Origin of the sequence: Brevibacillus laterosporus, assembly GCA_007833815.1 — a bacterium.
Classification (GTDB): Bacteria; Bacillota; Bacilli; order Brevibacillales; family Brevibacillaceae; genus Brevibacillus_B; species Brevibacillus_B laterosporus_D.
Window position 1 is genome coordinate 462,175 of sequence record CP033464.1, and the last position, 25,326, is coordinate 487,500.

Sequence of the window (25,326 nt, forward strand, 5' to 3'; positions counted from 1 at the left end):
TTAATTATGTTTTAGTATGCCAAGTTATGTTCAACAAAAAACCTGTTCATTTTTCGTAATACTTTCCTTACTATTGTACCCGTCATTTTTTCCTTTGTACCATCATATGTAGAAATGCGTACAAAAAAAGACAGCAACACAAAAGCGTCTGCTGTCTTTTTAACATTTACTTTGCTTGAAGGAAGAATGCCAGCAAGATAGCGGATAACATGAACACTACAGCGAAAACCACTGTGATTTTACCTAAAACAGCATCCATTCCTCTTGCTTTCTGTTTACCAACAAGTTGTTCAGCTCCACCGCTAATTGCACCAGAAAGACCAGCGCTTTTACCGGATTGCAGAAGAACGACAAGAATCAAACCGATAGCGGAAACTATTAAGAAAATCTTTGCAAGTAAAGCTAGCATAACATTTCACCTCGTTACAATGTAAGTACAACCGACCCTTCATTGTCTATAATCTTTACTTTACCACAATTAAAAGGGAACAACAACTTGCATAAACGTCACTTCCATACACTTCCAATGATAGCATTCTCTATACAAAGAAAAGCCAAGCTTTTATAATGAATAAAAGTCAGATTTTTTTAGATTAATCAATCTTTTATCATTTAAACTTTACCTTTTTTACCTATAAAAGCGTTTACGCTATCCATCATTTTGCAGATGTTTCTATAATAAGGTAAGAAAATATAAGTTCTTTAAATATTGTCAGAATTGTGTACATTGTGAACTAGTGTGTCACTTTCCTTGCAAGTACACTGCTTTTCCCGTAAAATGCAAGTAGGTTTCATTCTTATATCTAGTATCTAGGAGGTTCCTTTCGCATGGCTGGTTCAAACTTTAAGAAAGACGTGAATCAAAACGACGTAGTTGACTCGGCGAAAGCATTTGGGTTCTCTTTTGGTATTTTGTTCCTTGTTTTCGTACTGTTCCTCGTAGCCTCTATTATTTATCCGCCTAAACATGGCGAAGAAGCAAAGGGCGGCGGAGCTGGTGGAACTACCAATATCAATGCTGAACAAATCGTTAAGCAAAATTGTACATCCTGTCACGGTCAAAACCTGGAAGGTATGGTAGGTCCTGCACTGGCAAACATCGGCTCCCAACTTGATGAAAAAGCGATAAGTGATGTCATCAAGAACGGTAAAGGTTCTATGCCAAAAGGTATTCTTACAGATCCAAAGGAAATAACCGCAGTGTCTAAATGGTTGTCTGAAAAGAAATAATACATTTACTCTTCCAAACAAATCGACAAGATATATCAGACGAGCGCACTTACCTGATATAGTCGAAAAGCTCTGACAGTCCTAGTGACCATCAGAGCTTCTTTGTTTTTTACTATTTCATTTGTAACAAAAATTCTTTTAGTCGTTTTTTTGTAAGAGGTGGTGTCGATAATGCATCTCCACCAATACATACCACTCTTGTGCATTCAAAGCTCCAAAGCCTGGATGCATCATTTTAAAGTCAGATTGCTGATTCCCTGCGAGTAATCTCCCACTAATGTTAGCCACACAAAAAAGACATCCTCGCTAAAGCAAAGATGTCTTTTTGTATGAATGTAATAACCTTATTTTTTAAGATTGTAGAATGCTGCACGTCCGCCGTAGCGAGCTGTTTCTCCCAATTCATCTTCCAAACGAAGCAATTGGTTGTATTTCGCAACACGGTCTGTACGGGATGGTGCACCTGTTTTGATTTGACCAGCGTTAGTTGCAACCGCGATGTCAGCGATTGTGGAGTCTTCTGTTTCACCAGAACGGTGAGAGATAACTGCTGTATAACCAGCGCGTTTAGCCATTTCGATTGCATCGAAAGTCTCAGTCAATGTACCGATTTGGTTAACTTTAACCAAGATAGAGTTAGCTGTTGCTGATTCGATACCAGTAGTCAGACGCTCAGTGTTTGTTACGAACAAGTCGTCACCAACCAATTGAACTTTGCTACCTAGACGATCAGTTAGAAGCTTCCAACCTTCCCAGTCATCTTCAGACAATCCGTCTTCGATAGAGATGATTGGGTATTTTGTTACTAGATCTTCATAGAAAGCTACCATTTCTTCTGTAGTTTTTACTACGCCTTCACCAGTGAAGTGGTATTTACCATCTTTGAACATTTCAGTAGCAGCTACGTCAAGAGCGATGAATACGTCTTTACCAGCTTCATATCCAGCCGCTTTGATTGCTTCAAGGATTGTAGTGATCGCTTCTTCGTTAGATTTCAAGTTAGGAGCGAAACCACCTTCGTCACCTACAGCTGTGTTAAGACCTTTGTCATGAAGAACCTTTTTCAAGGAGTGGAAGATCTCAGAACCCATACGAAGAGCTTCTTTGAAAGAAGGAGCGTTTACTGGCATAACCATGAATTCTTGAATATCTACTGTGTTATCAGCGTGCTCTCCACCATTTAGGATGTTCATCATAGGAACTGGTAGAGTTTTCGCGTTGAATCCGCCCATGTAGTTGTACAAGGATACACCAAGAGATGTAGCTGCTGCACGAGCTGCTGCCATAGATACACCTAGGATAGCGTTAGCGCCCAATTTCGCTTTGTTAGGAGTACCATCCAAAGCGATCATTGTCATGTCGATACCAACTTGGTCAGTAGCGTCCATACCGATTAGTTCAGGAGCGATTATGTCGTTTACATTAGCAACAGCATTAGTTACACCTTTACCAAGGTAACGAGCTTTGTCTCCATCGCGAAGCTCGACTGCTTCGTGTGCACCTGTGGAAGCACCAGATGGAACTGCTGCACGGCCCATAGAACCGTCTTCTAAGTATACTTCTACCTCTAAAGTTGGATTACCACGGGAATCAAGAATCTCGCGAGCGTAAATATCTGTAATAAGTGTTGTCATAAATGCCATCTCCTTATTGTCTTATTATTATTTTTTAATAATGGATTGTCCGGTCATTTCTGCTGGTTGTGTTACACCTAGTAGCTCCAACATAGTTGGGGATAAGTCAGCAAGAATACCATCTGGTCGCAGTTCTAGACCTTTTTTAGTCACAATAACTGGAACAGGGTTTGTGCTATGAGAAGTAATAGGTCTACCTTCGTCTGTCAGCATCAAATCTGCATTTCCATGATCGGCTGTGATGATGGATACTCCGCCCTTAGCAATAATAGCGTCTGCTACACGACCTACGCAAGCATCAACGGTTTCAACAGCTTTAATAGTTGGTTCCATCATGCCGGAATGTCCAACCATATCGCAGTTTGCAAAGTTAAGAATGATCACATCGAAGTTTTCTTCTTCAATTTCCTTCACTACTGCATCCGTTAATTCATTTGCGCTCATTTCTGGTTGCAGGTCATATGTCGCTACCTTTGGAGAAGGGATCAAAATACGTTTTTCACCCGGGAACTCCTGCTCACGACCACCACTGAAGAAGAACGTTACATGTGGATACTTTTCAGTTTCCGCAATGCGTAGTTGCTTCAAATTGTTTTGAGCTAACACTTCACCCAATGTGTTATCTAGGTTAGTTGGTTTATATGCTACGTATCCACCGACTGTCTCAGAGAATTTCGTTAAGCATACAAAGTGTAAGTTTTTCGGATAATTCTCTCCACGGTCAAAGCCACGGAAATCCTCATTCGTGAACGCTTGGGAAGTCTGGATTGCACGGTCGGGACGGAAGTTGAAGAAGATGATAGAATCTCCGTCTTCTACTTTTCCAATTGGTTGGTCGTTCTCATCTACCATTACAGTAGGCATAACGAATTCATCCATCACAGATTTCTCATAGGATTCCTTCACAGCCTTGATCGCATCAGAGTAATGAGGCGCATCACCATAGACCATGGCACGATATGCTTTTTCAACACGTTCCCAACGTTTATCACGGTCCATTGCGTAATAACGACCTTGAACCGTTGCAATTTTACCAACGCCAAGTTCATTCATCTTACTTTGAAGCTCTTCAATGTACTTGATCGCACTATCAGGCGCTACGTCGCGACCATCTAGGAAACCATGAACAAACACATCTTCTGCGTTTTCCTTTTTTGCAAGCTCAAGTAGAGCAAGAAGATGATTGATGTGGCTATGGACACCACCATCGGACAACAAGCCAAAGAAGTGAACCTTATTGTTGTTCTCCTTTGCATGCTTGAAAGCAGCAACCAATGTTTCATTATCAAAAAATGCGCCTTCTTTAATGGACTTCGTGATGCGAGTAAGATCCTGATAAATGATGCGTCCCGCACCAAGATTCAAGTGACCTACCTCAGAGTTACCCATTTGCCCTTCTGGAAGACCAACTTCTAGACCAGAAGCTAGCAATGTAGCATTTGGATAATCGTTCATCAGGCGATCGTAGTTTGGTTTTTTCGCTTGATTAACAGCATTACCGTAATCATTACCGCGAAGACCAAACCCGTCCATAATAATTAACGCAACTGGTTTTGGTCTGTTAGCCATGTAGCTTCCCCTCCTACTGTTGTACTCCGTTGACTAAGCCCATGTATCCTTCAACAGTTAGGCTCGCTCCGCCAACTAGTGCTCCATCAATGTCGGACTCACCCATATAGCTTGCCACATTTTCAGGCTTCACGCTACCACCGTATTGAATGCGTACTTGCGCTGCTGTATTAGCGTCAAATGCACCTGCAATCACGCTACGGATGAAAGCGATTGTTTTGTTAGCATTTTCAGCTGTAGAAGATTTACCAGTACCGATTGCCCAAATTGGCTCATAAGCAATTACTGTTTCTTTGACTTGCTCAGCAGTTAGACCGCTAAGAGCAGCTTCTGTTTGCGTACGAACTACGTTTTCAGTCGTATTTGCTTCGTACTCTTCTAGGGACTCCCCTACGCAAACAATTGGTTTCATTCCATGAGCAAGAGTTGCTTTCGCTTTCTTGTTCACTGTTTCGTCTGTTTCGTTGAAGTATTGGCGACGCTCGGAGTGACCGATAATCACGTATTCAACACCTAGCTCTTTTAACATAAGTGGGCTGATTTCACCAGTGAATGCACCTGTTTCTTCAAAATGCACGTTTTGTGCGCCCAATTTATAAGGAGTACCTTTGAATAGCTCAGCCAATGCTGGCAAATTCGTGTAAGGTGCGCAGATAACCTTTTCAATTTGAGGAGTTTGATCCTCTTTAGGTAATTGGGAGGCAAACGTAGTTGCTTCCGCGATGTTTTTGAACATCTTCCAGTTCCCAGCGATAATTGGTGTTCTCATTACTTCCACTCCTCACCTTTAACATATATATCATTTTACTTGTTTTGCAAAGCTGTTACGCCAGGTAGTTCTTTACCTTCCATAAACTCAAGGGAAGCTCCGCCACCAGTAGATATGTGGGTCATCTTCTCTGCTACGCCTGCTTTTTCAACAGCAGCTACAGAGTCACCACCACCAATGATTGTCGTGCCTTGGCATTCTTCCATTGCGTTAGCAACCGCAATCGTGCCAGCTGCAAAAGCGTCCATTTCAAATACACCCATAGGTCCGTTCCATACTACTGTTTTAGAAGGAACAATTGCATCACGGTAGTTAGCCATTGTCTTTGGTCCGATATCTAGGGCCATCCAACCTTCTGGAATAGCGTCAATGCTCACTACTTGCTTGTTAGCATCAGCTGCAAACTTGTCAGCAACCACTACGTCAACTGGCATAAGCAAGTTCACTTTACGCTCTTTTGCTTGTTCCATCAACGTGCGAGCAAGTTCCAGCTTATCTTCTTCACAAAGGGAAGCTCCAACATTGTAACCTTGTGCTTTGATGAAAGTGTTAGCCATACCGCCACCGATGATCAAAGTATCTACTTTGCCCAACAGATTTTCGATTACGCCGATTTTGTCTTTTACTTTCGCTCCGCCCACGATAGCTGTGAAAGGACGCTCAGGCTTGGACAAAGCCCCACCCATGAATTGAATTTCTTTTTCCATCAACAAGCCAGCTACTGCCGGAATGTGCTGAGCAATACCCGCGGTCGTTGCATGCGCACGGTGAGCCGTACCAAATGCATCGTTTACAAACAGGTCAGCAAGTTTTGCAAAACTTTTCGCCAGCTCAGGATCGTTCTTTTCTTCCCCTTTATGGAAACGAACGTTTTCAAGAAGAATGACATCGCCTTCTTTCATCTCTTGGACAGCAGCTTCTACTTCTGTTCCAATTGAATCGTTCAGTTTTTTTACAGGTTTGCCAAGAAGAGAAGCTAGATGTTCGCCTACAGCAGTAAGACGCATTTCTTCCACTACTTCACCCTTTGGACGGCCAAAATGGCTAGCCAAAATGATTTTAGCATGGTTATCAATCAAAAATTGAATAGTTGGAACAGCAGCACGAATACGCGTGTCGTCAGTAATTACGCCATCTTGCATTGGGACGTTGAAATCTACTCGACAAAACACACGTTTACCTGCTAATTCTATATCGCGAATGGACTTTTTGTTCACGGAAGGTACCCCCCTCAGACTTGTTACCTGACTAAATACTTGCTTGTTTCGTACTTATATATAATGGAAAAGGGAGAGAAACTCTCCCTTTTCACGTTACATGAAGGTTTGTATGGCTTACAGACCTTTTTCAGCAATGAATTTGCAAAGATCTACTACACGGTTGGAGTAGCCGGATTCGTTATCATACCAAGAAACAACTTTAACCATGTTGCCTTCCATTACCATTGTAGATAGAGCATCAATGGAAGAAGAATCAGGGTTACCATTGTAATCGCAAGAAACTAGTGGCTCTTCGGAGTATCCCATGATACCTTTCAATGCACCTTCAGAAGCTTCTTTAAGCGCTGCGTTTACTTCTTCAACTGTAGTAGAAGTTTTTGTTTCAACAACTAGGTCAACTACAGATACGTTTGGAGTTGGTACGCGCATGGAGAAACCGTTTAGTTTACCTTTCAACTCAGGCAATACCAAAGATACGGCTTTCGCTGCACCAGTAGAAGTTGGAATGATGTTCTCAGCTGCTGCACGAGCACGACGAAGGTCTTTGTGTGGCAGGTCAAGAATTTGTTGGTCATTTGTGTAAGAGTGAACAGTAGTCATCAGACCTTTTACGATTCCGAATTTATCGTTCAATACTTTCGCAAATGGAGCCAAGCAGTTAGTTGTGCAAGAAGCGTTAGAGATTACAGTGTGAGCTGCAGGATCGTATTTATCTTCGTTAACACCCATAACGATTGTGATATCTTCGTTTGAAGCAGGTGCGGAGATAATTACTTTTTTAGCTCCACCTTCAAGGTGTTTTGCAGCATCTTCACGTTTTGTGAAGCGGCCAGTAGATTCAACTACGATTTCAACACCTAGCTCGCCCCAAGGTAATTTAGCAGGTTCGCGCTCAGCTAAAACTTTAACTTCTTTACCATTAACGATCAGGCTGTTTTCTTTTACTTCAACAGTAGCATTCAATTTGCCGTGTACTGTGTCATATTTCAAAAGATGCGCCAATGTTACTGCATCTGTCAAGTCATTTACTGCAACAACTTCAACTGCTGGGTTGTTTAGAGCTGCACGGAATACGTTACGTCCAATACGTCCAAAACCGTTAATTCCCACTTTTACCATGTAGATAACCTCCTAAGTTCCACTCTTAGAATATTTTTGTAGATAATCTATATCGAACCAGTTCATAGCACTGCTATGACCAGACGATTACAAAGCCGTAAAAACGAACAAAAAACCTTTGTTCTTAGTATGTCAAACTTTATCCAACCAATCCCATGGTCACCAATCTTTTTACCCTTGTTCTGTCCTTGTCAAACGCGTTATCTATTTAAAACTCTCCACTTCTATCACATTTGCAAGTTAGATTCTCTATACATAGGGCTAATACAAGAATTGATTTCCAATGGTATTTAGTGTATCCCCAGACAATTAAAAAACATACGAAGTTGTCTTGTTAATTTTAGACTGGAGTAGAGGATTGGCGATGCTCTTCCAAAATAGCTCGGGCCGCTCCCTCATCAGTAATTAAAACGGTTTGGCATGCCTGTTTGGCAAAGGACATAATTGCTTTTGCCTTGCTACTACCTCCGCCTAAGGATAAGACTACATCAGCTCGCTTTACGTCTTCCAAAGACAAGCCAATGGTCGGCATTTTGTAAATGGTTTCTCCTGCCGCATTAAAGTAATATCCAAACGCTTCACCAACAGCACCAAGATCTCGTAGCACTTCCAGCTCTTCTTCCGTGTACTTACGTCGCATAGCCATGGCCATTCCATCACCAATTCCATGAATAACCACTCGAGATTTGTGAAGCAATTGCATAACTTCTGCAACCTGTGCTTCCCCCAATAAAGATTGAACTACATCAGGGCTTAATCGATCAGGCACATGCAATAGATGATAAGTTCCACCTGACTTTGCTGCGAGAGAAGAAGCAATCGTATTAGCCTGCATTTCTACCTTTTCTCCAAGACCACCCCGTGCCGGTACAAATTGTACATCACGAAAGTGCGAGGAAGGTGTCACATGTTCAGCTACCGATACAATCGTGGAACCGCCTGTAACAGCGACCACATCACCTTCTTGAACTACTTGTTTTAAGATCCGGGCTCCTACTCGTCCCAACTCTTTTTTACCCCATTCCGATACGTCCATATCCCCAGCAACCACAATTACCTTTGGAATATGTAATACATGCTGTAATTGTAGAGCTAAGTCATTAAAGCCGAACAGCTCATCTGCCATTGAATCCATCTCTTTTAAAAGGTGAATACCCTCTTCTGTGCAACTCATGCCGATTGGGCTGACATGAATTAAACCCATATCTTTTAAGAGTTCTACTTCAGACCTGAGGATGCGCTCGGTCGTTTGCAAATTCTGCGCTAACGCCCTGCGACCAACAGGCTGCAAATGACGAATCGACTGCATAAGATCGTATCGTTTGCGCAACACTTGTACGAGGTCGGGAACAAGCTTGTTTTGGATATTTAATAAAGTACGCATTCCACATTCATCCTTTTTCAGTTCGACGGGACTTCAAACGTCCCACATCATACAAATTATGTCCCGCAGCTTCCAAAAAAATAAGCAGAATGCTTACTCTTAATGTAGCACACACTCTGCTAACTGACAAGAAGCCAACGGAGATATCGTAATTTATTCACATTTACCCATTTTTTCTTGTAAATATGCACGTAGTTCTTCCTCCGTAACCACTGAATCAATAGATACAAACGTTTCAAGCCCATTTATCTCGACTACAGGAATAGTAAACATGTACTTCTCCTCTAATCTCATATCTCCAGTGATATCCACAACCTTATATGTTATCGGAAACTCCATAGCCAAATTTTTGATATGCCCCTCTACATCATCACATAAATGACAACCGGCTCTTCCATATAAAACAATCTCTATATTGTCTGATTGTAACTGAATGTTTGCTTTGCTAGCCATGTGAGTGGGTTAGCTCCTTTTCATTTCTGCTGGTTATAGTCCTAGCTTTCCGGCGTTTCTCTCTTTGTTCCTGTCGTGTTCCTCCTTACAAAAAACGCTTCCGTTTAGCAGAAGATGTGATTAACATTTCCTCTCTATATTTAGCAACGGTACGACGGGAGATTTCAATCCCTTCTTTCTCCAGCAATTCCGCCAGCTTTTGATCGGAATACGGTTTATTACGATCTTCTCCTTCTATTAAAGCTTTAATCCTTCTCTTCACGCTTTCTGACGAGGTTGCTTCCCCATTGGCAGTAGAGAGAGCTGATGTGAAAAAATACTTTAATTCAAAAACACCACGAGGAGTTTGTACGTATTTATTACTGGTAGCACGACTTATCGTTGATTCATGTAATTGAACTCGCTCCGCAATATCTTTTTGCGTCATCGGTTTCAAATAATGAATCCCTTTCTCAAAAAAATCATTCTGCAAGTCAACGATCGCCTGCGTTACGCGTAACAAAGTCATCCGTCTTTGCTCTAAGCTTTTTGCCAACCAAACCGCCGCATTCAGTTTTTCATGAACAAATTGCCGAGCCTCATCCTGCTCGGTTTTCACTTTTAACATTCGTTCATAAAAGGGATTGATAGACAAGCGCGGCAACGAAGAATCATTCACTAGGACAATATACTCGCCCATTACCTTTTCTACTGTAACATCTGGAACGATATAACGTGTCTCTTGGCTACTGTATGCTACTCCAGGTCTCGGATTCAGCGTGCGAACTAAATCAGCAATCCGTTGCACATCGCCTACGCTTATATGCAGATGCTCCGCAATCTTTCCAAAACGGTTATTAGCCAGATCCATCAGATGATGCTGAATAACCTCTACGATATGCTCTTCATCCTGCCCTTCATGCTCTAGTTGTAGCAACAAGCATTCTTCTAGCGAGCGCGCTGCTACACCAGCTGGATCTAAATGCTGAATAACGCGAAGAACATCCTCTACCTCATCTAACTCAACACCTAATCGCTCTTTGATACTAGTAACAGGTATCTCTAAATATCCACGCTCATCAAGATTTCCTATGATATACCTGGCAATCTGACGTTGTACCGGTGTCAATCTTTTCACATAACCCAGTTGCTCTTCTAAATGAGAAAATAAGGTGGTTCGCGTATCGCTTACATAATCTAGAGGATTGTAGGCGCTTTCATCTCTTTTGACTGAAAAATCGTTGTGTCCTGGATTATTCAATAATTCCTTCCAATCGAATTCCAAGGTCTTTTCCTTTTTATCAAGAGGCAACGGTTCTTGTGCAACCGCAATTTCCTGAAGATCAATGACTGGATTTTCGATCGCTTGTTCCTGCAAATAATTCATCAGATCAATGGCCGAAAACTGCAATATTGTAATAGCTTGACGCAATTCAGGCGTCATCACCAACTTTAACGTCTGCTCTTGATACAAACCTAAGCCCATATTCATATTGCATCCTCCTCCCGTAAGAACCCATCAAGATGTCAGTGAAACCAACATCATCCTTCCACCCCTCCTTACTCTCTTTCTCTATTATAGCGTTCATGCAATTTTCTCGCCAAGGTATATCTTTCATCGGTACACTTTTCATCAGTATACCAAGAATAGCTCGGCAAAGATTCCTTTTTGTTACTCCTTTTTACTCATACAGTAAAAAAGTTGTCCTATGCTCCATTTTCGTATATAATAATCCTTGTTGTCTGAAAGTTATGCGCCCGTAGCTCAGTGGATAGAGCAGCGGTCTCCGGAACCGCGTGCGTAGGTTCGATTCCTATCGGGCGTACCATTTAGATGTACATAACGAAGTCTCCGTTTATAACGGGGGCTTTTTATGTTTACGGAACCAAACCATTGAATCAATTTTACTTTTTTCTCTAAAAACGGATATCCATTTATTACTCAATAAGCTATAATATTATCAGACTATTCTAAAAGTTAGGTGATATTATGCGAAAAGTACTGTTTGGTATAGGCTGGTTAACAATGTCATGGATGTTTCTGTATGTAGCTATGCTTCTACGTTAAGAAGGGTAAAGAAGTATGCGTAGTAACGAACCTCCAATTGGTATCCACTTATGAAAGCGCAATCATACCTAAATTTAATCAAACTAACAAGTGATTTTTACTAAAAATTTATCTACGTACAAATCTACACAGACATGCTGCATGGTTCTTTCTACTCAGTTTCGCCTTTATTTACTCGCTTGTCTGTTTCTCTGTAGGGCTTGAGAATGAGGGGGGCTCTACAATAATCATGTATTTAAATGAAATACCTCGGTTGATATGACGTTTTTCAGGGTGAAATAAGGAAAATCTACAGTTTATTTGCCTACGTTAGATACAATTTCCTATTACCGACGACTTTTGCAGATTTTGTCGCCATTTGTCATACTTTGACTAACAAAAATAAAGATAAGTGGGGCTAAAAACAAGTATGGGTAAGTTGAATCTAAAATCGTTAGCAATTGGCATTGGGATTGGAACTATTTTATCTTCCTCTATCGCTTATGCCGCTTCAGAAATGGCTGTCAAACCAGATATGGAAAAACCAATTACTTTTTACTTCGATGGTATACCTAAATCACCACCCGTTCAAACACAAGGCTTCTTATACAAAAATACAGCTTATGTCCCTGTTCGCTTTGCAGCAGAAAACTTAGGAAAGCCAATCGTATATGACGGGAAATCTCTATCCGTTTTCATCGGAAAACTCCCTACAAGCAAGACCTACTCCAAGTATCAAGCAGTGGAACTTGTACGTCAGAAACACGGTAAAGAAGTACCAGAGAACTTCACCATTGCCTATGATCACGATGATGAACGTGGAAATTATGTGATCCAGATTTATCAGGAAGTCGTAAACAACTTCCAAAACGGAGATAGTTACATTAACACCTATGGCTGGTATATCGTAAATCCCAATTCCGGTGATATTAAATCTATGTTTTAATGATTTCTAGAAATGTTCAAAGTTCATACTATTTTTCTTCCTTTTCCGATTCACTGTATTGCAGCGTGTAAGACATAGCCGAATCAAAAGCTACACAGGTCACATCCTGTCTAATCTTACAAGTCCATTTCTACATACTTACATTTGATTTCTTTGCTTTCAAAATACTTTACGCTACTTTAATGACCAGATATGTAGCAACCTCCCTTAGTATCGTAAATACCAAGGGAGGTTGTTTTCGTTTATTCCACACCCTACTGGTGTGTTTTATTTATCACTCATCTATATCGTCTATTTTGTTTTTATAAGAATATCCTTTATTTATTGCCCAGACAGAACACCCGACAATAATACCGACAATGACAACGACTGCAACAATCATGGAACTCAATTTACATCACCCCCGTTTATTACTATACAGTTATTCCCCTCTACATTGTACAGAACATTCCAAAACAAACCAAGGGAATTCATCTCACCTTATGCAACTATACATGTTATTTAACGTATAATAACCAGTCTGCTTCCGTATGATCCAAAGCTGTTGTTGCATACTAACCAAAAAGCTATTCCACGAACAAATGTTTTTGTGCACAACCTGTTGATAACTTTGTGGATAAGTCTTTTCGGAGGTTTATAGCTATGCAAGAGCAATTATTTCTCATTTATCAAGAATCAAGTGAAGATGAATGTCTGCTAACGATCCAACCATACCAGACATCTGAAGAATTAGCAGAAGCTATCAGTCGCTTAGAACATCAAGATATTACCGAGTACACAATCATTAAAGGTAAAAAAATGAAGGCAAAAATGCGGGTTATGATTGATTTAACAGAAGATGTTGGAAAAGATTTGAAGGAAGATGAACACCATGAGTCGAATGAAGAAAAGGATTTGGATTAGCGAAATTTTTGTGTCGGAAAATACGTACTAGTACTAGAAAGGAGGACCGAATGTGGAAGAGCAATCACGCGAAGATCTTTACGCGCTAAATCGAAAAGCTTTAGAATATATTCTGAAATTTTTAAAAGGGGATGCTGATTCTTTCCCTTTACTTGTCGAGCTTTTTGATCAGCGTGTGCAACGCATCGTCCTCAAAATGGTCTATTCCTATCATGATTCTCAGGATGTATGCAATGATATTTGGCTTAAAGTAGCCCAAAACCTGAATAAGTTTGATCAATCTTACCCCTTCCATTCCTGGTTGTACCGCTTATCCTCAAATACATGCATCGATTTCCTTAGAAAGAAAAAGGAAATTACCATGAAGGACGATCAATTGTATCATCAAGTAAATAAACAACAAAAAGCAGTTGATACACCAGAAGCATTATTTATGAAAAAGGAATTTTACTCTCATATTCAAGAATTATTATGCCATTTGGAAGAAGTAGATCGATTAATTGTTACCCTCCGCTTTGTAGATGAATTAAGTTATGAAGAAATAGGGACCATTGTAGGAATGAGCAAAAATACTGTTGGTACCAGACTGTTCCGTTCCCGCAAGTTTTTGAAAGAGTTGCTGAGCCATAAATCAATAGAAAGGAGCGTACACAATGCAACATCCGGATGAGTTTACTTTCATGATGTATGCAGACGGTGAATTAATCCACGAAGAACAGCAACAAGTGACCAGCCATCTGCACAGTTGCTCTGAGTGTCAGAAATTATATGCTACATTTCTTGAAGATCAGGCAGAGCTTGTAAAAGCCATTCATCTTACAACACCGACGCTTCCGCCTATTCGCTTGGAAAACACCGTTTGTGATCAAATTAACAAAATCGCAAGTTTGAATCAAAACCGTCACCACCTATTTGTCCATCGTTTACGCTTTATTTTTGGAGCAACTCTTGGTTTCTTTATTGTCATAGCATTAGCGGGAATCAACTGGCTTAATAACTGGTATAGTGCTATTAATTCTCTGTTTCAATGGCAATCAGTCTGGAGCTCGATGTTCTGGATCAAAGAGCAAACAACAATGATTTTACTCATGTTTAAGAACTTCTACCTCATTGGTTTTATCTCTTCTATTTTATTTGTGCTAGCCATTCTCTTGTATGCCATTCGTTTGTCTATCAAAATGGATACGGGTAACTGGAGGACCAGGTAATGAGTAAGAAACTATTTTTTCTCTCTTTCTTACTTTGTTTTTGTTTGATCCTGGCTAGTTCTGCAGCCGCTATCAATATACACAATGAAGAGTTATATCATGTGAAATCTAATGAGGTACATCACGGAGATGTGATTACAAATGCTAGCAAAGTTGTTATTGAAGGAACAGTAGATGGAGACTTATATGCCTTTGCAGAAATGATTGACATAAAAGGGACTGTCACAGGAGATGTAATCTCGTTTGCTTACCTAACAAATGTGTCGGGGACAGTAGGAGGAAACGTACGCTCTTATTCTCAAGCATTGACTGTCTCAGGTACCATTCAAAAGAATATATCCGCTGGAGCTGACCAGCTTCATATTAATCAATCAGGGAATGTGAATGGCAGTATTTTAGGTTTTGTCAATGAAATCAATATAGAAGGGCGTGTAGGAAAAGAAACCAATGGGATGTACCATCTTGCTACGTTTTCCGGTCTCTTAGAACAAGGCACATCCCTCTTTCAAGTAGAAACTCTTCACCTCAAGCCTACAGCTGTCATTAATAGTGATCTTCTTTATTCATCATTTGAGCCTGCTCAGATTGATGCTGGTGCCTATATCAAGGGCGAACACAAACATACTTTTATTGAACCTAGACCGTCATTCCGTTCTTTTATGTTAATGATGTCTATCTCTTCCTGCTTAAGTACATTAATTTTTTGGCTACTCATCCGTTATTTTTTTGCTGGATCTCTGTACAATGTGGGCGAGAAGCTACATACACGCCATCCCTTTAAACAGTTTGGCATTGGACTGCTTATTTTTATCATAGCTCCACTGATTAGTATTGGTATGTTCCTTACTGTTGTCGGTATTCCTGTGGGCATTACCATTGCGATCGCTTACGCTCTGCTCCTTATTTTAGGAAAAGTGTATGTAGGCACTTGGTTGGGACAAAAATTAATTAGTCGTTTCCATTGGAAAATTGCACCTTTATTAGCCGAATTTATTGGTGTATTCCTATTAGTCGTTATCATACAAATCCCTTTACTAGGCTTTCTACTCGGAATATTGGTCAGCATTTATTTCTTAGGTGCGATTACTAGCTGTGTTCGTGCCAGTAACAAACGAACTGCTCTATAAACAATAGGCTTTTGCATAAGGTTTAAAATGGGATTTTTTTGGGTTTAATAATGGGATAGAGCACTGATTCTGTTTGACCTTTATTGACCAATTGTGTATGATTATTGTAAGAAAAGGGAGGAGGAACCTGAATGAATATGAATCTGATTCCAACTGTTATTGAACAAACCAACCGTGGAGAACGCGCTTACGATATCTATTCCCGCCTGTTAAAAGATCGTATCATCTTCTTAGGAACGCCTATCAATGACCAGGTAGCAAATAGCGTTGTGGCACAGCTCTTGTTCCTACAAGCAGAAGATCCTGATAAGGACATCAGTATCTACATAAACAGCCCGGGTGGATCGATTACAGCCGGTATGGCTATCTATGACACTATGCAATTTATTAAACCAGATGTATCAACCATCTGTGTGGGATTAGCAGCTTCTATGGGTTCGTTCCTGCTTTGTGCCGGAGCAAAAGGAAAGCGTTACGCTTTGCCTAATAGCGAAATCATGATTCACCAACCTCTAGGTGGCGCTCAAGGTCAAGCAAGCGACATCGAAATTGCCGCAAAACGTATTATTAAAATGCGTGAACACCTTAACCGCATTTATGCTGAGCGTACTGGTCAACCATACGAGCAAATTGCTAAAGATACGGATCGCGATAACTTCCTGTCTGCTCAATCCGCAAAAGAATATGGCTTGATCGACGAAGTCATCACAAGAAAATAAGTATAGATACACATAAAGAGGGCGACTTAGGTTGCCCTCTTTTGCATGTTCGTTCATCAGTTAGTTGATGCCATATTTGTATATTCTCCATCCATAGAATCAACTGTAGTCTCTTCAATCAAACCGTTGTGGTCAGCAACTATCCCGCCTCCCAGCCCCTCATTTACCATGCGATCAATATCCATAAAGTTCTTATCTCTGCCTTCTAGACAGCAATCTGGTAATCCCTTAGCTTTGTTTGACATGCTCTTCCCTCCTGGCTTAGATGTTCCTAATTAGCATCTCACCACAAGTAGCAGGTCATGCAAACAAAAAACCAGCAATACCTGCTGGTTTAGCGTTTACATTTTTATTCATCCTTATCAATCAGGTTAACTAGTGTATCAACTGCCATTTGGGCATCATCCCCACTAGCCAAGATGGTAATTTCCGTTCCCGAGCTGATCGCCAAACTCATAATTCCCATGATACTTTTGGCATTCACCTTTTTATTGTCTTTTTCTACGTAAATTTCAGAACGGTATCGATTTGCTTCTTGAACAAAGAATGCCGCTGGGCGGGCTTGTAACCCGGTTTTAAGCTTAACCATAACCCGTTGCTGTACCATCTTGGACCTCCCCGCTTGGAATTTTCCTTTATTTCTATTATAACATGTCCCTACGTAGAAAAACTCAGTTTTTCTCGCAAGTTATCTGCAATCTCATTTATCTTACGCAAGCGATGGTTAATGCCTGACTTGCTCACAACCCCACTTGGAATCATTTCGCCTAATTCCTTCAGGTTAATGTCAGGATTCTGCAAGCGGAGTTCCGCCACCTCACGTAAGCGAATAGGTAAGTTTTCAAGGCCGAGCTCTTTCTCGATCAATTGAATATTCTCCATTTGTTTAGTAGCAGCATTGACCGTTTTATTGATATTCGCAATCTCACAGTTATGCAAACGATTAACTGAATTCCGCATGTCTTTAACAATACGCACATCTTCAAAATATAACAAAGCCTGATGCGCCCCAATTACACTCAAGAAGTCCGTAATTTTTTCGCCTTCTTTTATGTACATGACAAAACCTTTTTTGCGTTCAATACATTTGGCATTCAATTCATAGCGATTAGCTAGATCGGTTAACGCTTCACAAAAATCTTGATAAGCAGAGAAAATTTCCAAATGATAGCTAGAAGCCTCAGGGTGATTTACAGAACCACCTGCTAAAAAGGCTCCTCGAAGAAACGCACGTACGCAACATTCATTCGCCACGAGATCATGTGAAATACCCGGATAAAAGGTTAAATTCTTATCCATAATACGTAAGTCTTCCAGGATCTCATAAGCCCGAAGTGGAATTCGCACAATATACACGTTGTTTTTTTTCAGACGCATTTTTTTACGCACCAATAACTCGGCATGAATCTGAAAAATTTGCTTAACCAACGTGTAAATTCTTCGTGCGATCGCCGCATTCTCTGTAGAGATATCCAAAATAAATTTTCCGGTTCCTAGTTGAATGGTTCCGTTCATACGAATTAGTGCAGCAAGTTCCGATCGATTACAGCAAGTTGAACCTTCAATCAACGTTAACTCTTTTTTTGTGTGTGCGGCGAATGACATGTCACATCACTTCCTTTCTAGTTGCGATATAATCTGGCGAAGGATAGCCACGATCTCCTGACTCACTCGTTTTGCATCGTGACGTAAGTACAATTCCCCATAGGTAATCATAGGCTCAGCCACAATCGTCACGCCTAAATCCTTCAACTTATCCATATCACATAAGACTGGATATGCGTTTTTTTCTGCGTATTTAGCTAAATAATCTTCAGGTACCTGTTCGGTATTTACCACAATTGTATCTAAAAACTCTACCCCAACATGATCATATAAGGCTCTGACATGATCATAAGCTGTAAAGTTATCGGTTTCACCTGGTTGAGTCATTACATTACAAATATATACTTTTGGTGCAGATGATTCCAGTATTGTCTCAAAAACACCGTTAACTAATAAATTGGGTAAGATACTCGTATACAGGCTACCCGGCCCCAAAATAATCGCATCTGCTTCTTTGATTGCATCTAAAGCTTCAATCAGAGGACGCGCATCTGCTGGATCTAGAAAGACTCGCTTGATCTTCTTTCCTGACAACGGGATTTGTGATTCTCCTGAGACGATTGTTCCGTCTTCCATTTCCGCTTTTAACAGGATAGATTGAGTAGATGATGGCAACACATCCCCGCGTACCGCTAAAACCCTGCTGAGTGCCTTTACGGCCGTGACAAAGTCCCCTGTAATATCATTCATGGCAGCAAGCAACAGATTTCCTAAATTATGACCAGCTAAGCCAGTTCCGGTGTTAAATCGATATTGCATCAACTGCTTCATTAATGGTTCTGCGTCAGCAAGTGATGTTAACACGTTGCGAATATCTCCTGGGGGTAACATATCCATCTCTTCCCGAAGACGCCCTGAGCTTCCGCCATCATCAGCAACCGTAACAACAGCCGTGATATGAACAGCCTCTTCTTTCAAACCGCGTAACAGGACGGACAGACCTGTCCCTCCTCCTATTACCACGACTTTCAACATTTCTTCTCTTTGTTGCATGTTCGTGCCTCTCCCTAATGCCATAGGTCACCTCGATTCCCTTTGTTGAGAGTTCTTTGGTGCTGATTCCCATTTATTCTTTTCTTATCATCTTATGTTATTTATTCTTTTCGATGTCACGATGTGTAACGCGAACCTGATAATCTTTACGGAACGTTTCACCAATATGCTCTGCAATTGCCACAGATCGATGCTTTCCGCCTGTACATCCGATACCGACGACTAGCTGACTTTTCCCTTCCCGTTGATAATGAGGAATGGTAAAATTCAGAAAATCGATCAGCCGTGTCAAAAATTCTTGTGTATCGGTCCATTTCATGACGTAATTAGCGACATCGCTATCACAACCCGTTTTTGGTCGCAAATCATCAACATAATGCGGATTCGGTAAAAAGCGCACATCAAAGACTAAGTCAGCATCAATCGGAATGCCATACTTAAAGCCAAATGACTGAACATTAAGGGTCCATTCAGAGCTTTGTTGTGAGTACTGATTTATAATTTTATCACGAAGCTGCATTGGCTTCATTTGACTTGTATCAATAATTTGATTTGCTCTGCCCTTTAAATCTTGAAGAAGTCTACGTTCAGCCATAATTCCCTCTAAAGGCGTACCTGTTGGGGAAAGGGGATGGCGTCTTCTTGTTTCTTTATAGCGACGAACCAGGTTTTGATCATTCGCATCTAAGAATAGAATCTGAAAATGTATTCCTTCTCTTTCTGATAATCCATCAATAGCATCAAAAAGACTGTCAAAGAATTCACGCCCGCGTAAATCAATGACAAGAGCTACTCGTTCAATCCCACGTCCCGACTGAATAATAAGCTCTGCGAATTTAGGAATAAGGATTGGTGGCAAATTATCTACACAGAAAAAACCTAGATCCTCTAGACTTTGCACAGCTGTGGTTTTCCCCGCTCCTGACATGCCTGTAATAATGAGTAAGTTTACTGCTTTTTGTTTACTATCTTCACCCATTTTCTCGCCTCCATCCTCCTCTAAGGATACCATATGTCACACTCCCCAGTAAGCTTTTCCTTATTATTCATGCAAGAAAACCCAAATTTTTCCGGCCAAAAAAAAAGACGTGGTCTATCCGCAGACCACGCAATCAAGGTTATATAGAAAAAGGGGGCAATTCACATTCAATAAAGTAACTATCTGTATTGTACCCGCCTAATATTTCAGTAGTGTTACAAGGATTTTACGATATTGTAACATCCTGCTCTTTTAGTCGTTCCTCTAAATCTTCTACGTAGATTTGAGCATTTTGAGCAGCAATAGAACCATCGCCTGTAGCTGTTACAACCTGACGTAGTAATTTCTCACGCACGTCACCAGCAGCAAAGACTCCCTCTACATTCGTACGCATTACTTCATCAGTTGGGATATAGCCTCCGTCATTGGTAATACCCAGGCTTTTAACTGCTTCGGTCAATGGATCCATACCCACGTAAATAAATACGCCATTTGTTGGATATTCGGTTTGCTCACCAGTCTTCAGGTTTTCCAATAAAACGCCTGTTACTAGGTTATCACCGCGAATTTCTTTAACAACGGTGTCCCAGATAACATTAATTTTCTCATTTTCGAAAGCACGCTTCTGGATAATTTTTTGTGCACGGAATTCATCGCGACGATGCACAATCGTTACCTTGGTTGCAAAACGAGTTAGGAAAATAGCTTCCTCAACAGCTGAATCGCCTCCACCAACTACAACGAGTTCCTTGTTTCGGAAGAAAGCTCCGTCACAAACAGCACAATAAGATACTCCACGACCAGAATATTCTTTTTCACCAGGTGCTCCTAATAGACGATGTTCTGCTCCAGTAGCCACGATAATCGATTTTGCTTTGTATTCCTTATCGCCTACTATTACGGTCTTGTATGGATTGCCATCGCGGATTTCTTTGATGTCTCCATATTGATATTCTGCTCCAAACTTTTGTGCATGCTCAAACATTTTATTAGACAAGTCAGGTCCTAAAATGCTGGTGAAACCAGGAAAGTTTTCAATATCCTCGGTATTAGCCATTTGTCCGCCCGGAATACCGCGCTCCAGCATTAGAGTAGACATGTTCGCTCGAGATGTATAGACAGCTGCCGTCATTCCGGCTGGTCCCGCCCCTGCAATAATTACATCATAGATTTTTTGGTCGCTCATAAAGTAACTCCTCCTTGGTGGGAATTAGCCTCTTCTATCATCAATATATAACACAGTTTCTTTATAGATTGTAACGTTATAAGATAACAGATTATACTTATTATAAAATAAGAATTCTTTTTAATCAATATAAGACAAAGCCCGTAAACATTTTGTCAAAGTTGACTTAGAAACTCCGTATTGCTCAGCAATACTATTCTGGGAAATTTTATGAATGCCCTTCGCTCTTTCATATAAGTAATCTAATGCAGCTGCCCATGCCTCCAGCTTACGAACTTGAATTTGTTCTTTTTGACTAATGTAGTATTTCCACTGGTGAATCATCCACTCACGCTTCTCTTGATCGGTTGGTGAGGATAATTGTTCCGTAATAATGAACTCCACTTGATCGGTTATCGTTTGTTTGTGTGAAGTGTTAATCAAATCTAAAGAGAAGTCTTCAGCTTGGTCTCTTTGATCTAGTGTGGTGTGATTTCCCTTTGGCCATTCATTAGAATTAGAAGTGACCTCTTTCAATACCGATTCCTTATTATTTTCCATTTCAATTCTTGCCACTAACTCTTCAAGAGCTGTTATCGCTACTTCTTTCAATTCTTCATTATTTGTGATGTCTATATAATACTCCAATGTGGAAATTGCTTCAGAATCACCTATCATAGCCAAGGTACGGATAACCGTTTCCTTAGATTCTTCCTTGCCATGTTGTAGGGCCCATAGCATAGAGGCTCTTACCATCGGATTATATTTAAAATCCTCTGCTGTAATAGGAGCTTGGTTCATCTCCATTTCTTTGAGCGGGTGATGGTAGTGATAAGGAATATTTTCTTTAGGCATCCCATGTAAGGCTTTCTTTGCTTTTTCTAAATAGTATTGAGCAATGCCTGCTTCAGGATCCATCTGGTGTACTTTTTTCCACCATTTTATCGCCTGTTGATATCGTTCTGATAAATAAGCCGAGGTTGCCGCATAGTGGTAAGTAGACACATCATGTAGCATAGGCTGTCTCAAGATTTTTTGGTACAGCTTACAGGCTTCCTCATGCTGGCCTAATACTCCCATTGTCGTGGCAAGTTTGTACATATGATCATAATGAAAAGGTTGAATTTTTTTCAGGCGAGCGATAATGGGAACTAATTCAGCCCATTTATTGTGATGGGAAAGTAATACGGCCATATTACAAATGGCATGCAAATTACCCGGATCCTTTTCCAAAGCTAATTCAATCGTATCCATAGCCTTATCAAAATCACCGATATAATAGTAGGCCAGCGCTAAGTTATTCCATGCAGGCATGAAATCAGGATACTCTTTAACTAAGCTGTTCAAACAATCAACAGCTTGCATAAATTTCCCTTCCTCTAGCTTTTTACGAGCCTCTTCATGCTGTATAACCATTTCTTCATCTTCTTGTGGTTCCAGTGGATTGCGTGGCGGTAAATCTAGTTCAAAGTATATATAATGAAGTAAATCTTGCGCTTCTTCCGCATAAACTCCATCGGCTTCACAAGCCAAATATTTAACAGCCATATCAGCTGCCATTTCAAAGTCATCCATATTCGCATAATTGTTTGCTAGAAAAAAATATACATCAACCAACGACGAGTCAATTTTTTCTATAACGGAATGCAGGATGTCGTTCGAATCTTCAAATTTACCCATTTCTGCTAGAACACTGGCTTTATTGCAATGATGTACTGCATTTGCTGGTTCAATCTCCAACGCCCTGTCAAAGCACTGTAGGGCCTTAGTGAAATTGTTTCGTTGAAGCGAACGCATTCCCCAGTTAGCAAAAAAATTGGCGTCCTGCTGAAAGCTAGTAATTACGCCACGTCTCTCTTGCTCATTTTTGTTCATAATTCCTCCTTGTAGTCCAGGAGCTCAAAGTAGCTATTCGTAATCTCAACATATCGTATCAAATCGTAGCCTGTGTCTCAACCTGGAAAACACTTAAAGCATCTTTTTATTAGAACTATTTATTCTACTTATCTATATGTTTGAATAACCTGATGATCGCCGAGTCTACCATCATAGCAGATTTTCTTGTATACATCAACAAACACCACCTGCATAGCAAGTGGTGTCATTCCGTTCAATTATAAACAAATGGAGCGGACGACGGGGCTCGAACCCGCGACCTTCGCCTTGGCAAGGCGACGCTCTACCAATTGAGCTACGTCCGCATATAAAAAAATGGTGCGGGTGGAGGGACTTGAACCCCCACGGTCGCCCGCCAGAACCTAAATCTGGTGCGTCTGCCAATTCCGCCACACCCGCGTGGCAATGGTGAGCCATGAAGGACTCGAACCTTCGACCCTCTGATTAAAAGTCAGATGCTCTACCAACTGAGCTAATGGCTCCCATTAAAGTGGTGGCTCGGGACGGAATCGAACCGCCGACACGAGGATTTTCAGTCCTCTGCTCTACCGACTGAGCTACCGAGCCATATCAAATTTTAGTAAAAATATGGCGGAGCTGACGGGACTCGAACCCGCGACCTCCGGTGTGACAGACCGGCGTGAACTCCAACTTCACCACAGCTCCATATTTAAAATTTGTTCTCTGAAAACTAGATAATGAAAGTCAGCATACAGGCAATGTGGATGGATAAGTCCTCGACCGATTAGTATTCGTCAGCTCCATGCATTACTGCACTTCCACACCGAACCTATCAACCTCATCGTCTATGAGGGGTCTTACTAGCTTGCGCTATGGGAAGTCTCATCTTGAAGGGGGCTTCACGCTTAGATGCTTTCAGCGCTTATCCCGTCCGCACATAGCTACCCAGCTGTGCCACTGGCGTGACAACTGGTGCACCAGGGGTGCGTCCATCCCGGTCCTCTCGTACTAAGGACAGCTCTCCTCAAACTTCCTACGCCCGCGACAGATAGGGACCGAACTGTCTCACGACGTTCTGAACCCAGCTCGCGTACCGCTTTAATGGGCGAACAGCCCAACCCTTGGGACCTACTTCAGCCCCAGGATGCGATGAGCCGACATCGAGGTGCCAAACCTCCCCGTCGATGTGGACTCTTGGGGGAGATAAGCCTGTTATCCCCAGGGTAGCTTTTATCCGTTGAGCGATGGCCCTTCCATGCGGAACCACCGGATCACTAAGCCCGACTTTCGTCCCTGCTCGACTTGTAGGTCTCGCAGTCAAGCTCCCTTGTGCCTTTACACTCTACGAATGATTTCCGACCATTCTGAGGGAACCTTTGGGCGCCTCCGTTACTCTTTAGGAGGCGACCGCCCCAGTCAAACTGCCCACCTGGCATGGTCCTTCCACCCGATAAGGGCGGCAAGTTAGAAACTCCGTACATCAAGGGTGGTATCCCAACGACAGCTCCACGAAGGCTGGCGCCCTCGCTTCACAGCTTCCCACCTATTCTGTACATGATGCACAAAGTTTCAATACCAGGCTACAGTAAAGCTCCATGGGGTCTTTCCGTCTTGTCGCGGGTAACCTGCATCTTCACAGGTATTATGATTTCACCGGGTCTCTTGCCGAGACAGCGCCCAAGTCGTTACGCCTTTCGTGCGGGTCGGAACTTACCCGACAAGGAATTTCGCTACCTTAGGACCGTTATAGTTACGGCCGCCGTTTACTGGGGCTTCGGTTCAAAGCTTCGCTTGCGCTAACCCATCCCCTTAACCTTCCAGCACCGGGCAGGCGTCAGCCCCTATACTTCGCCTTGCGGCTTCGCAGAGACCTGTGTTTTTGCTAAACAGTCGCTTGGGCCTTTTCACTGCGGCCTCCTCGGGCTATAAACCCTACCGAGGCGCCCCTTCTCCCGAAGTTACGGGGCCATTTTGCCGAGTTCCTTAGCAAGAGTTATCCCGCGCACCTTAGGATTCTCTCCTCGCCTACCTGTGTCGGTTTGCGGTACGGGCACCTTGTTCCTCGCTAGACGCTTTTCTTGGCAGTGTGAAATCAGGGACTTCGGTACTATAATTTCCCTCGCCATCACAGCTTGTGCTTACTGGTGTGCGGATTTGCCTACACACCACACTTACTGCTTAGACGGCCATCCAATAGGCCGCTCACCCTATCCTCCTGCGTCACGCCATTGCTCAAACGGAACAGAGGTGGTACTGGAATATCAACCAGTTGTCCATCGCCTACGCCTTTCGGCCTCAGCTTAGGTCCCGACTAACCCTGGGAGGACGAGCCTTCCCCAGGAAACCTTAGGCTTTCGGTGGACAAGATTCTCACTTGTCTTTTCGCTACTTACACCGGCATTCTCACTTCCAAGCGCTCC

24 protein-coding genes, 6 tRNA genes, 1 rRNA gene and 1 pseudogene (1 of these 32 only partly in view) are annotated in these 25,326 nt (G+C 41.7%); 8 read left to right on the top strand and 24 right to left on the bottom strand.

The features are described from left to right. Window positions 1-166: 166 nt before the first annotated feature. A complete protein-coding gene (gene secG / locus EEL30_03450) occupies window positions 167-409 on the bottom strand; it encodes a preprotein translocase subunit SecG (protein QDX91509.1) in 243 nt (80 codons plus the stop codon). A gap of 419 nt (window positions 410-828) precedes the next feature. On the opposite strand from secG, the gene EEL30_03455 reads away from it, so the two are divergent. Next, window positions 829-1,230: a cytochrome c gene (locus EEL30_03455; protein ID QDX91510.1), complete on the top strand. Its 402-nt coding sequence runs from the start codon at window positions 829-831 to the stop codon at window positions 1,228-1,230. A 138-nt stretch (window positions 1,231-1,368) separates the two neighbouring features. Here the strand turns inward: EEL30_03455 and EEL30_03460 are convergent. From EEL30_03460 to rpoN, 9 genes and pseudogenes are all read right to left on the bottom strand, one after another. Beyond that, window positions 1,369-1,464 (bottom strand): annotated as a pseudogene (locus tag EEL30_03460) (DinB family protein). Between the two features lie 110 nt (window positions 1,465-1,574). After that, a complete protein-coding gene (locus tag EEL30_03465; GenBank protein ID QDX91511.1) occupies window positions 1,575-2,864 on the bottom strand; it encodes a phosphopyruvate hydratase in 1,290 nt (429 codons plus the stop codon). Window positions 2,865-2,891: 27 nt separating this feature from the next. After that, window positions 2,892-4,433: a 2,3-bisphosphoglycerate-independent phosphoglycerate mutase gene (locus EEL30_03470; protein ID QDX91512.1), complete on the bottom strand. Its 1,542-nt coding sequence runs from the start codon at window positions 4,431-4,433 to the stop codon at window positions 2,892-2,894. A 13-nt stretch (window positions 4,434-4,446) separates the two neighbouring features. Further along, complete coding sequence (locus EEL30_03475) at window positions 4,447-5,202, bottom strand: triose-phosphate isomerase (GenBank protein QDX91513.1); 756 nt, start codon at window positions 5,200-5,202, stop codon at window positions 4,447-4,449. 35 nt (window positions 5,203-5,237) lie between these two features. After that, entirely contained in the window at window positions 5,238-6,419 is a 1,182-nt protein-coding gene (locus EEL30_03480) for a phosphoglycerate kinase (GenBank protein ID QDX91514.1), read from the bottom strand. A gap of 117 nt (window positions 6,420-6,536) precedes the next feature. Then, window positions 6,537-7,541: a type I glyceraldehyde-3-phosphate dehydrogenase gene (gap, locus tag EEL30_03485; GenBank protein ID QDX91515.1), complete on the bottom strand. Its 1,005-nt coding sequence runs from the start codon at window positions 7,539-7,541 to the stop codon at window positions 6,537-6,539. A gap of 340 nt (window positions 7,542-7,881) precedes the next feature. Continuing rightward, window positions 7,882-8,925 carry a hypothetical protein gene (locus EEL30_03490; protein QDX91516.1) on the bottom strand — a complete coding sequence of 348 codons (1,044 nt, stop codon included), beginning with the start codon at window positions 8,923-8,925 and terminating at the stop codon, window positions 7,882-7,884. A 153-nt stretch (window positions 8,926-9,078) separates the two neighbouring features. Further along, the gene (locus EEL30_03495; protein ID QDX91517.1) at window positions 9,079-9,378 is read right to left on the bottom strand and encodes a glutaredoxin family protein; all 300 of its coding nucleotides are present in this window, start codon (window positions 9,376-9,378) and stop codon (window positions 9,079-9,081) included. 85 nt (window positions 9,379-9,463) lie between these two features. Then, a complete protein-coding gene (gene rpoN, locus EEL30_03500) occupies window positions 9,464-10,849 on the bottom strand; it encodes an RNA polymerase sigma-54 factor (GenBank protein QDX91518.1) in 1,386 nt (461 codons plus the stop codon). A gap of 262 nt (window positions 10,850-11,111) precedes the next feature. Between rpoN and EEL30_03505 the strand changes: the two genes are divergently transcribed. Both EEL30_03505 and EEL30_03510 read left to right on the top strand, forming a co-directional pair. After that, window positions 11,112-11,186: transfer RNA gene (locus EEL30_03505), tRNA-Arg, on the top strand. Window positions 11,187-11,834: 648 nt separating this feature from the next. Next, the gene (locus tag EEL30_03510; protein QDX91519.1) at window positions 11,835-12,350 is read left to right on the top strand and encodes a copper amine oxidase N-terminal domain-containing protein; all 516 of its coding nucleotides are present in this window, start codon (window positions 11,835-11,837) and stop codon (window positions 12,348-12,350) included. Between the two features lie 274 nt (window positions 12,351-12,624). Here EEL30_03510 and ytzI read toward each other — a convergent pair whose 3' ends face one another. Then, window positions 12,625-12,741, bottom strand: a complete 117-nt coding sequence (gene ytzI, locus EEL30_03515; GenBank protein QDX91520.1) for a YtzI protein — start codon at window positions 12,739-12,741, stop codon at window positions 12,625-12,627. 251 nt (window positions 12,742-12,992) lie between these two features. On the opposite strand from ytzI, the gene EEL30_03520 reads away from it, so the two are divergent. The 5 genes from EEL30_03520 to clpP all read left to right on the top strand — a co-directional run bounded on the left by EEL30_03520 (window position 12,993) and on the right by clpP (window position 16,307). Next, window positions 12,993-13,253 (top strand): hypothetical protein, encoded by a 261-nt coding sequence (locus tag EEL30_03520; GenBank protein ID QDX91521.1) that lies wholly within the window; start codon window positions 12,993-12,995, stop codon window positions 13,251-13,253. A 52-nt stretch (window positions 13,254-13,305) separates the two neighbouring features. Beyond that, window positions 13,306-13,923 carry a sigma-70 family RNA polymerase sigma factor gene (locus tag EEL30_03525; protein ID QDX91522.1) on the top strand — a complete coding sequence of 206 codons (618 nt, stop codon included), beginning with the start codon at window positions 13,306-13,308 and terminating at the stop codon, window positions 13,921-13,923. After that, complete coding sequence (locus tag EEL30_03530) at window positions 13,907-14,461, top strand: hypothetical protein (GenBank protein ID QDX91523.1); 555 nt, start codon at window positions 13,907-13,909, stop codon at window positions 14,459-14,461. Before EEL30_03525 ends, EEL30_03530 begins: the two co-directional genes overlap by 17 nt. Further along, window positions 14,461-15,588, top strand: a complete 1,128-nt coding sequence (locus EEL30_03535; protein QDX91524.1) for a hypothetical protein — start codon at window positions 14,461-14,463, stop codon at window positions 15,586-15,588. The genes EEL30_03530 and EEL30_03535 overlap by 1 nt, the downstream gene beginning before the upstream one ends. 137 nt (window positions 15,589-15,725) lie before the next feature. Next, complete coding sequence (gene clpP, locus EEL30_03540) at window positions 15,726-16,307, top strand: ATP-dependent Clp endopeptidase proteolytic subunit ClpP (protein QDX95659.1); 582 nt, start codon at window positions 15,726-15,728, stop codon at window positions 16,305-16,307. A gap of 56 nt (window positions 16,308-16,363) precedes the next feature. On the opposite strand, the gene EEL30_03545 is transcribed toward clpP, so the two are convergent. The 13 genes from EEL30_03545 to EEL30_03605 all read right to left on the bottom strand — a co-directional run. Beyond that, window positions 16,364-16,552, bottom strand: a complete 189-nt coding sequence (locus EEL30_03545) for a hypothetical protein (GenBank protein QDX91525.1) — start codon at window positions 16,550-16,552, stop codon at window positions 16,364-16,366. Between the two features lie 104 nt (window positions 16,553-16,656). Beyond that, window positions 16,657-16,914: an HPr family phosphocarrier protein gene (locus EEL30_03550; GenBank protein QDX91526.1), complete on the bottom strand. Its 258-nt coding sequence runs from the start codon at window positions 16,912-16,914 to the stop codon at window positions 16,657-16,659. A 50-nt stretch (window positions 16,915-16,964) separates the two neighbouring features. Then, the gene (gene whiA, locus EEL30_03555) at window positions 16,965-17,912 is read right to left on the bottom strand and encodes a DNA-binding protein WhiA (protein ID QDX91527.1); all 948 of its coding nucleotides are present in this window, start codon (window positions 17,910-17,912) and stop codon (window positions 16,965-16,967) included. 6 nt (window positions 17,913-17,918) lie between these two features. Beyond that, entirely contained in the window at window positions 17,919-18,905 is a 987-nt protein-coding gene (locus EEL30_03560; GenBank protein ID QDX91528.1) for a YvcK family protein, read from the bottom strand. Between the two features lie 97 nt (window positions 18,906-19,002). Then, window positions 19,003-19,917: an RNase adapter RapZ gene (gene rapZ / locus EEL30_03565; protein ID QDX91529.1), complete on the bottom strand. Its 915-nt coding sequence runs from the start codon at window positions 19,915-19,917 to the stop codon at window positions 19,003-19,005. A gap of 193 nt (window positions 19,918-20,110) precedes the next feature. Continuing rightward, on the bottom strand, window positions 20,111-21,070 hold the full coding sequence (gene trxB / locus EEL30_03570) for a thioredoxin-disulfide reductase (protein ID QDX91530.1): 960 nt from the start codon (window positions 21,068-21,070) through the stop codon (window positions 20,111-20,113). Window positions 21,071-21,190: 120 nt separating this feature from the next. Then, window positions 21,191-22,924 (bottom strand): tetratricopeptide repeat protein, encoded by a 1,734-nt coding sequence (locus EEL30_03575; protein QDX91531.1) that lies wholly within the window; start codon window positions 22,922-22,924, stop codon window positions 21,191-21,193. Between the two features lie 250 nt (window positions 22,925-23,174). Further along, a tRNA-Gly gene (locus tag EEL30_03580) sits at window positions 23,175-23,250 on the bottom strand. Between the two features lie 11 nt (window positions 23,251-23,261). Further along, a tRNA-Leu gene (locus tag EEL30_03585) sits at window positions 23,262-23,344 on the bottom strand. A gap of 7 nt (window positions 23,345-23,351) precedes the next feature. Next, window positions 23,352-23,427, bottom strand: a tRNA-Lys gene (locus EEL30_03590). 9 nt (window positions 23,428-23,436) lie between these two features. Next, window positions 23,437-23,512: transfer RNA gene (locus EEL30_03595), tRNA-Phe, on the bottom strand. Between the two features lie 22 nt (window positions 23,513-23,534). Beyond that, a tRNA-Asp gene (locus EEL30_03600) sits at window positions 23,535-23,611 on the bottom strand. Window positions 23,612-23,670: 59 nt separating this feature from the next. After that, a 23S ribosomal RNA gene (locus EEL30_03605) occupies window positions 23,671-25,326 on the bottom strand (it continues 1,275 nt past the right edge of the window).

Bases quoted from the DNA above. Each gene is read 5' to 3' on its own strand.
- secG (QDX91509.1), bottom strand. From the start codon at position 409: ATGCTAGCTTTACTTGCAAAGATTTTCTTAATAGTTTCCGCTATCGGT.
- EEL30_03455 (QDX91510.1), top strand. From the start codon at position 829: ATGGCTGGTTCAAACTTTAAGAAAGACGTGAATCAAAACGACGTAGTT.
- EEL30_03465 (QDX91511.1), bottom strand. From the start codon at position 2,864: ATGACAACACTTATTACAGATATTTACGCTCGCGAGATTCTTGATTCC.
- EEL30_03470 (QDX91512.1), bottom strand. From the start codon at position 4,433: ATGGCTAACAGACCAAAACCAGTTGCGTTAATTATTATGGACGGGTTT.
- EEL30_03475 (QDX91513.1), bottom strand. From the start codon at position 5,202: ATGAGAACACCAATTATCGCTGGGAACTGGAAGATGTTCAAAAACATC.
- gap (QDX91515.1), bottom strand. From the start codon at position 7,541: ATGGTAAAAGTGGGAATTAACGGTTTTGGACGTATTGGACGTAACGTA.
- EEL30_03490 (QDX91516.1), bottom strand. From the start codon at position 8,925: ATGCGTACTTTATTAAATATCCAAAACAAGCTTGTTCCCGACCTCGTA.
- EEL30_03495 (QDX91517.1), bottom strand. From the start codon at position 9,378: ATGGCTAGCAAAGCAAACATTCAGTTACAATCAGACAATATAGAGATT.
- rpoN (QDX91518.1), bottom strand. From the start codon at position 10,849: ATGAATATGGGCTTAGGTTTGTATCAAGAGCAGACGTTAAAGTTGGTG.
- EEL30_03510 (QDX91519.1), top strand. From the start codon at position 11,835: ATGGGTAAGTTGAATCTAAAATCGTTAGCAATTGGCATTGGGATTGGA.
- EEL30_03520 (QDX91521.1), top strand. From the start codon at position 12,993: ATGCAAGAGCAATTATTTCTCATTTATCAAGAATCAAGTGAAGATGAA.
- EEL30_03530 (QDX91523.1), top strand. From the start codon at position 13,907: ATGCAACATCCGGATGAGTTTACTTTCATGATGTATGCAGACGGTGAA.
- EEL30_03535 (QDX91524.1), top strand. From the start codon at position 14,461: ATGAGTAAGAAACTATTTTTTCTCTCTTTCTTACTTTGTTTTTGTTTG.
- clpP (QDX95659.1), top strand. From the start codon at position 15,726: ATGAATCTGATTCCAACTGTTATTGAACAAACCAACCGTGGAGAACGC.
- EEL30_03545 (QDX91525.1), bottom strand. From the start codon at position 16,552: ATGTCAAACAAAGCTAAGGGATTACCAGATTGCTGTCTAGAAGGCAGA.
- EEL30_03550 (QDX91526.1), bottom strand. From the start codon at position 16,914: ATGGTACAGCAACGGGTTATGGTTAAGCTTAAAACCGGGTTACAAGCC.
- whiA (QDX91527.1), bottom strand. From the start codon at position 17,912: ATGTCATTCGCCGCACACACAAAAAAAGAGTTAACGTTGATTGAAGGT.
- EEL30_03560 (QDX91528.1), bottom strand. From the start codon at position 18,905: ATGCAACAAAGAGAAGAAATGTTGAAAGTCGTGGTAATAGGAGGAGGG.
- rapZ (QDX91529.1), bottom strand. From the start codon at position 19,917: ATGGTATCCTTAGAGGAGGATGGAGGCGAGAAAATGGGTGAAGATAGT.
- trxB (QDX91530.1), bottom strand. From the start codon at position 21,070: ATGAGCGACCAAAAAATCTATGATGTAATTATTGCAGGGGCGGGACCA.
- EEL30_03575 (QDX91531.1), bottom strand. From the start codon at position 22,924: ATGAACAAAAATGAGCAAGAGAGACGTGGCGTAATTACTAGCTTTCAG.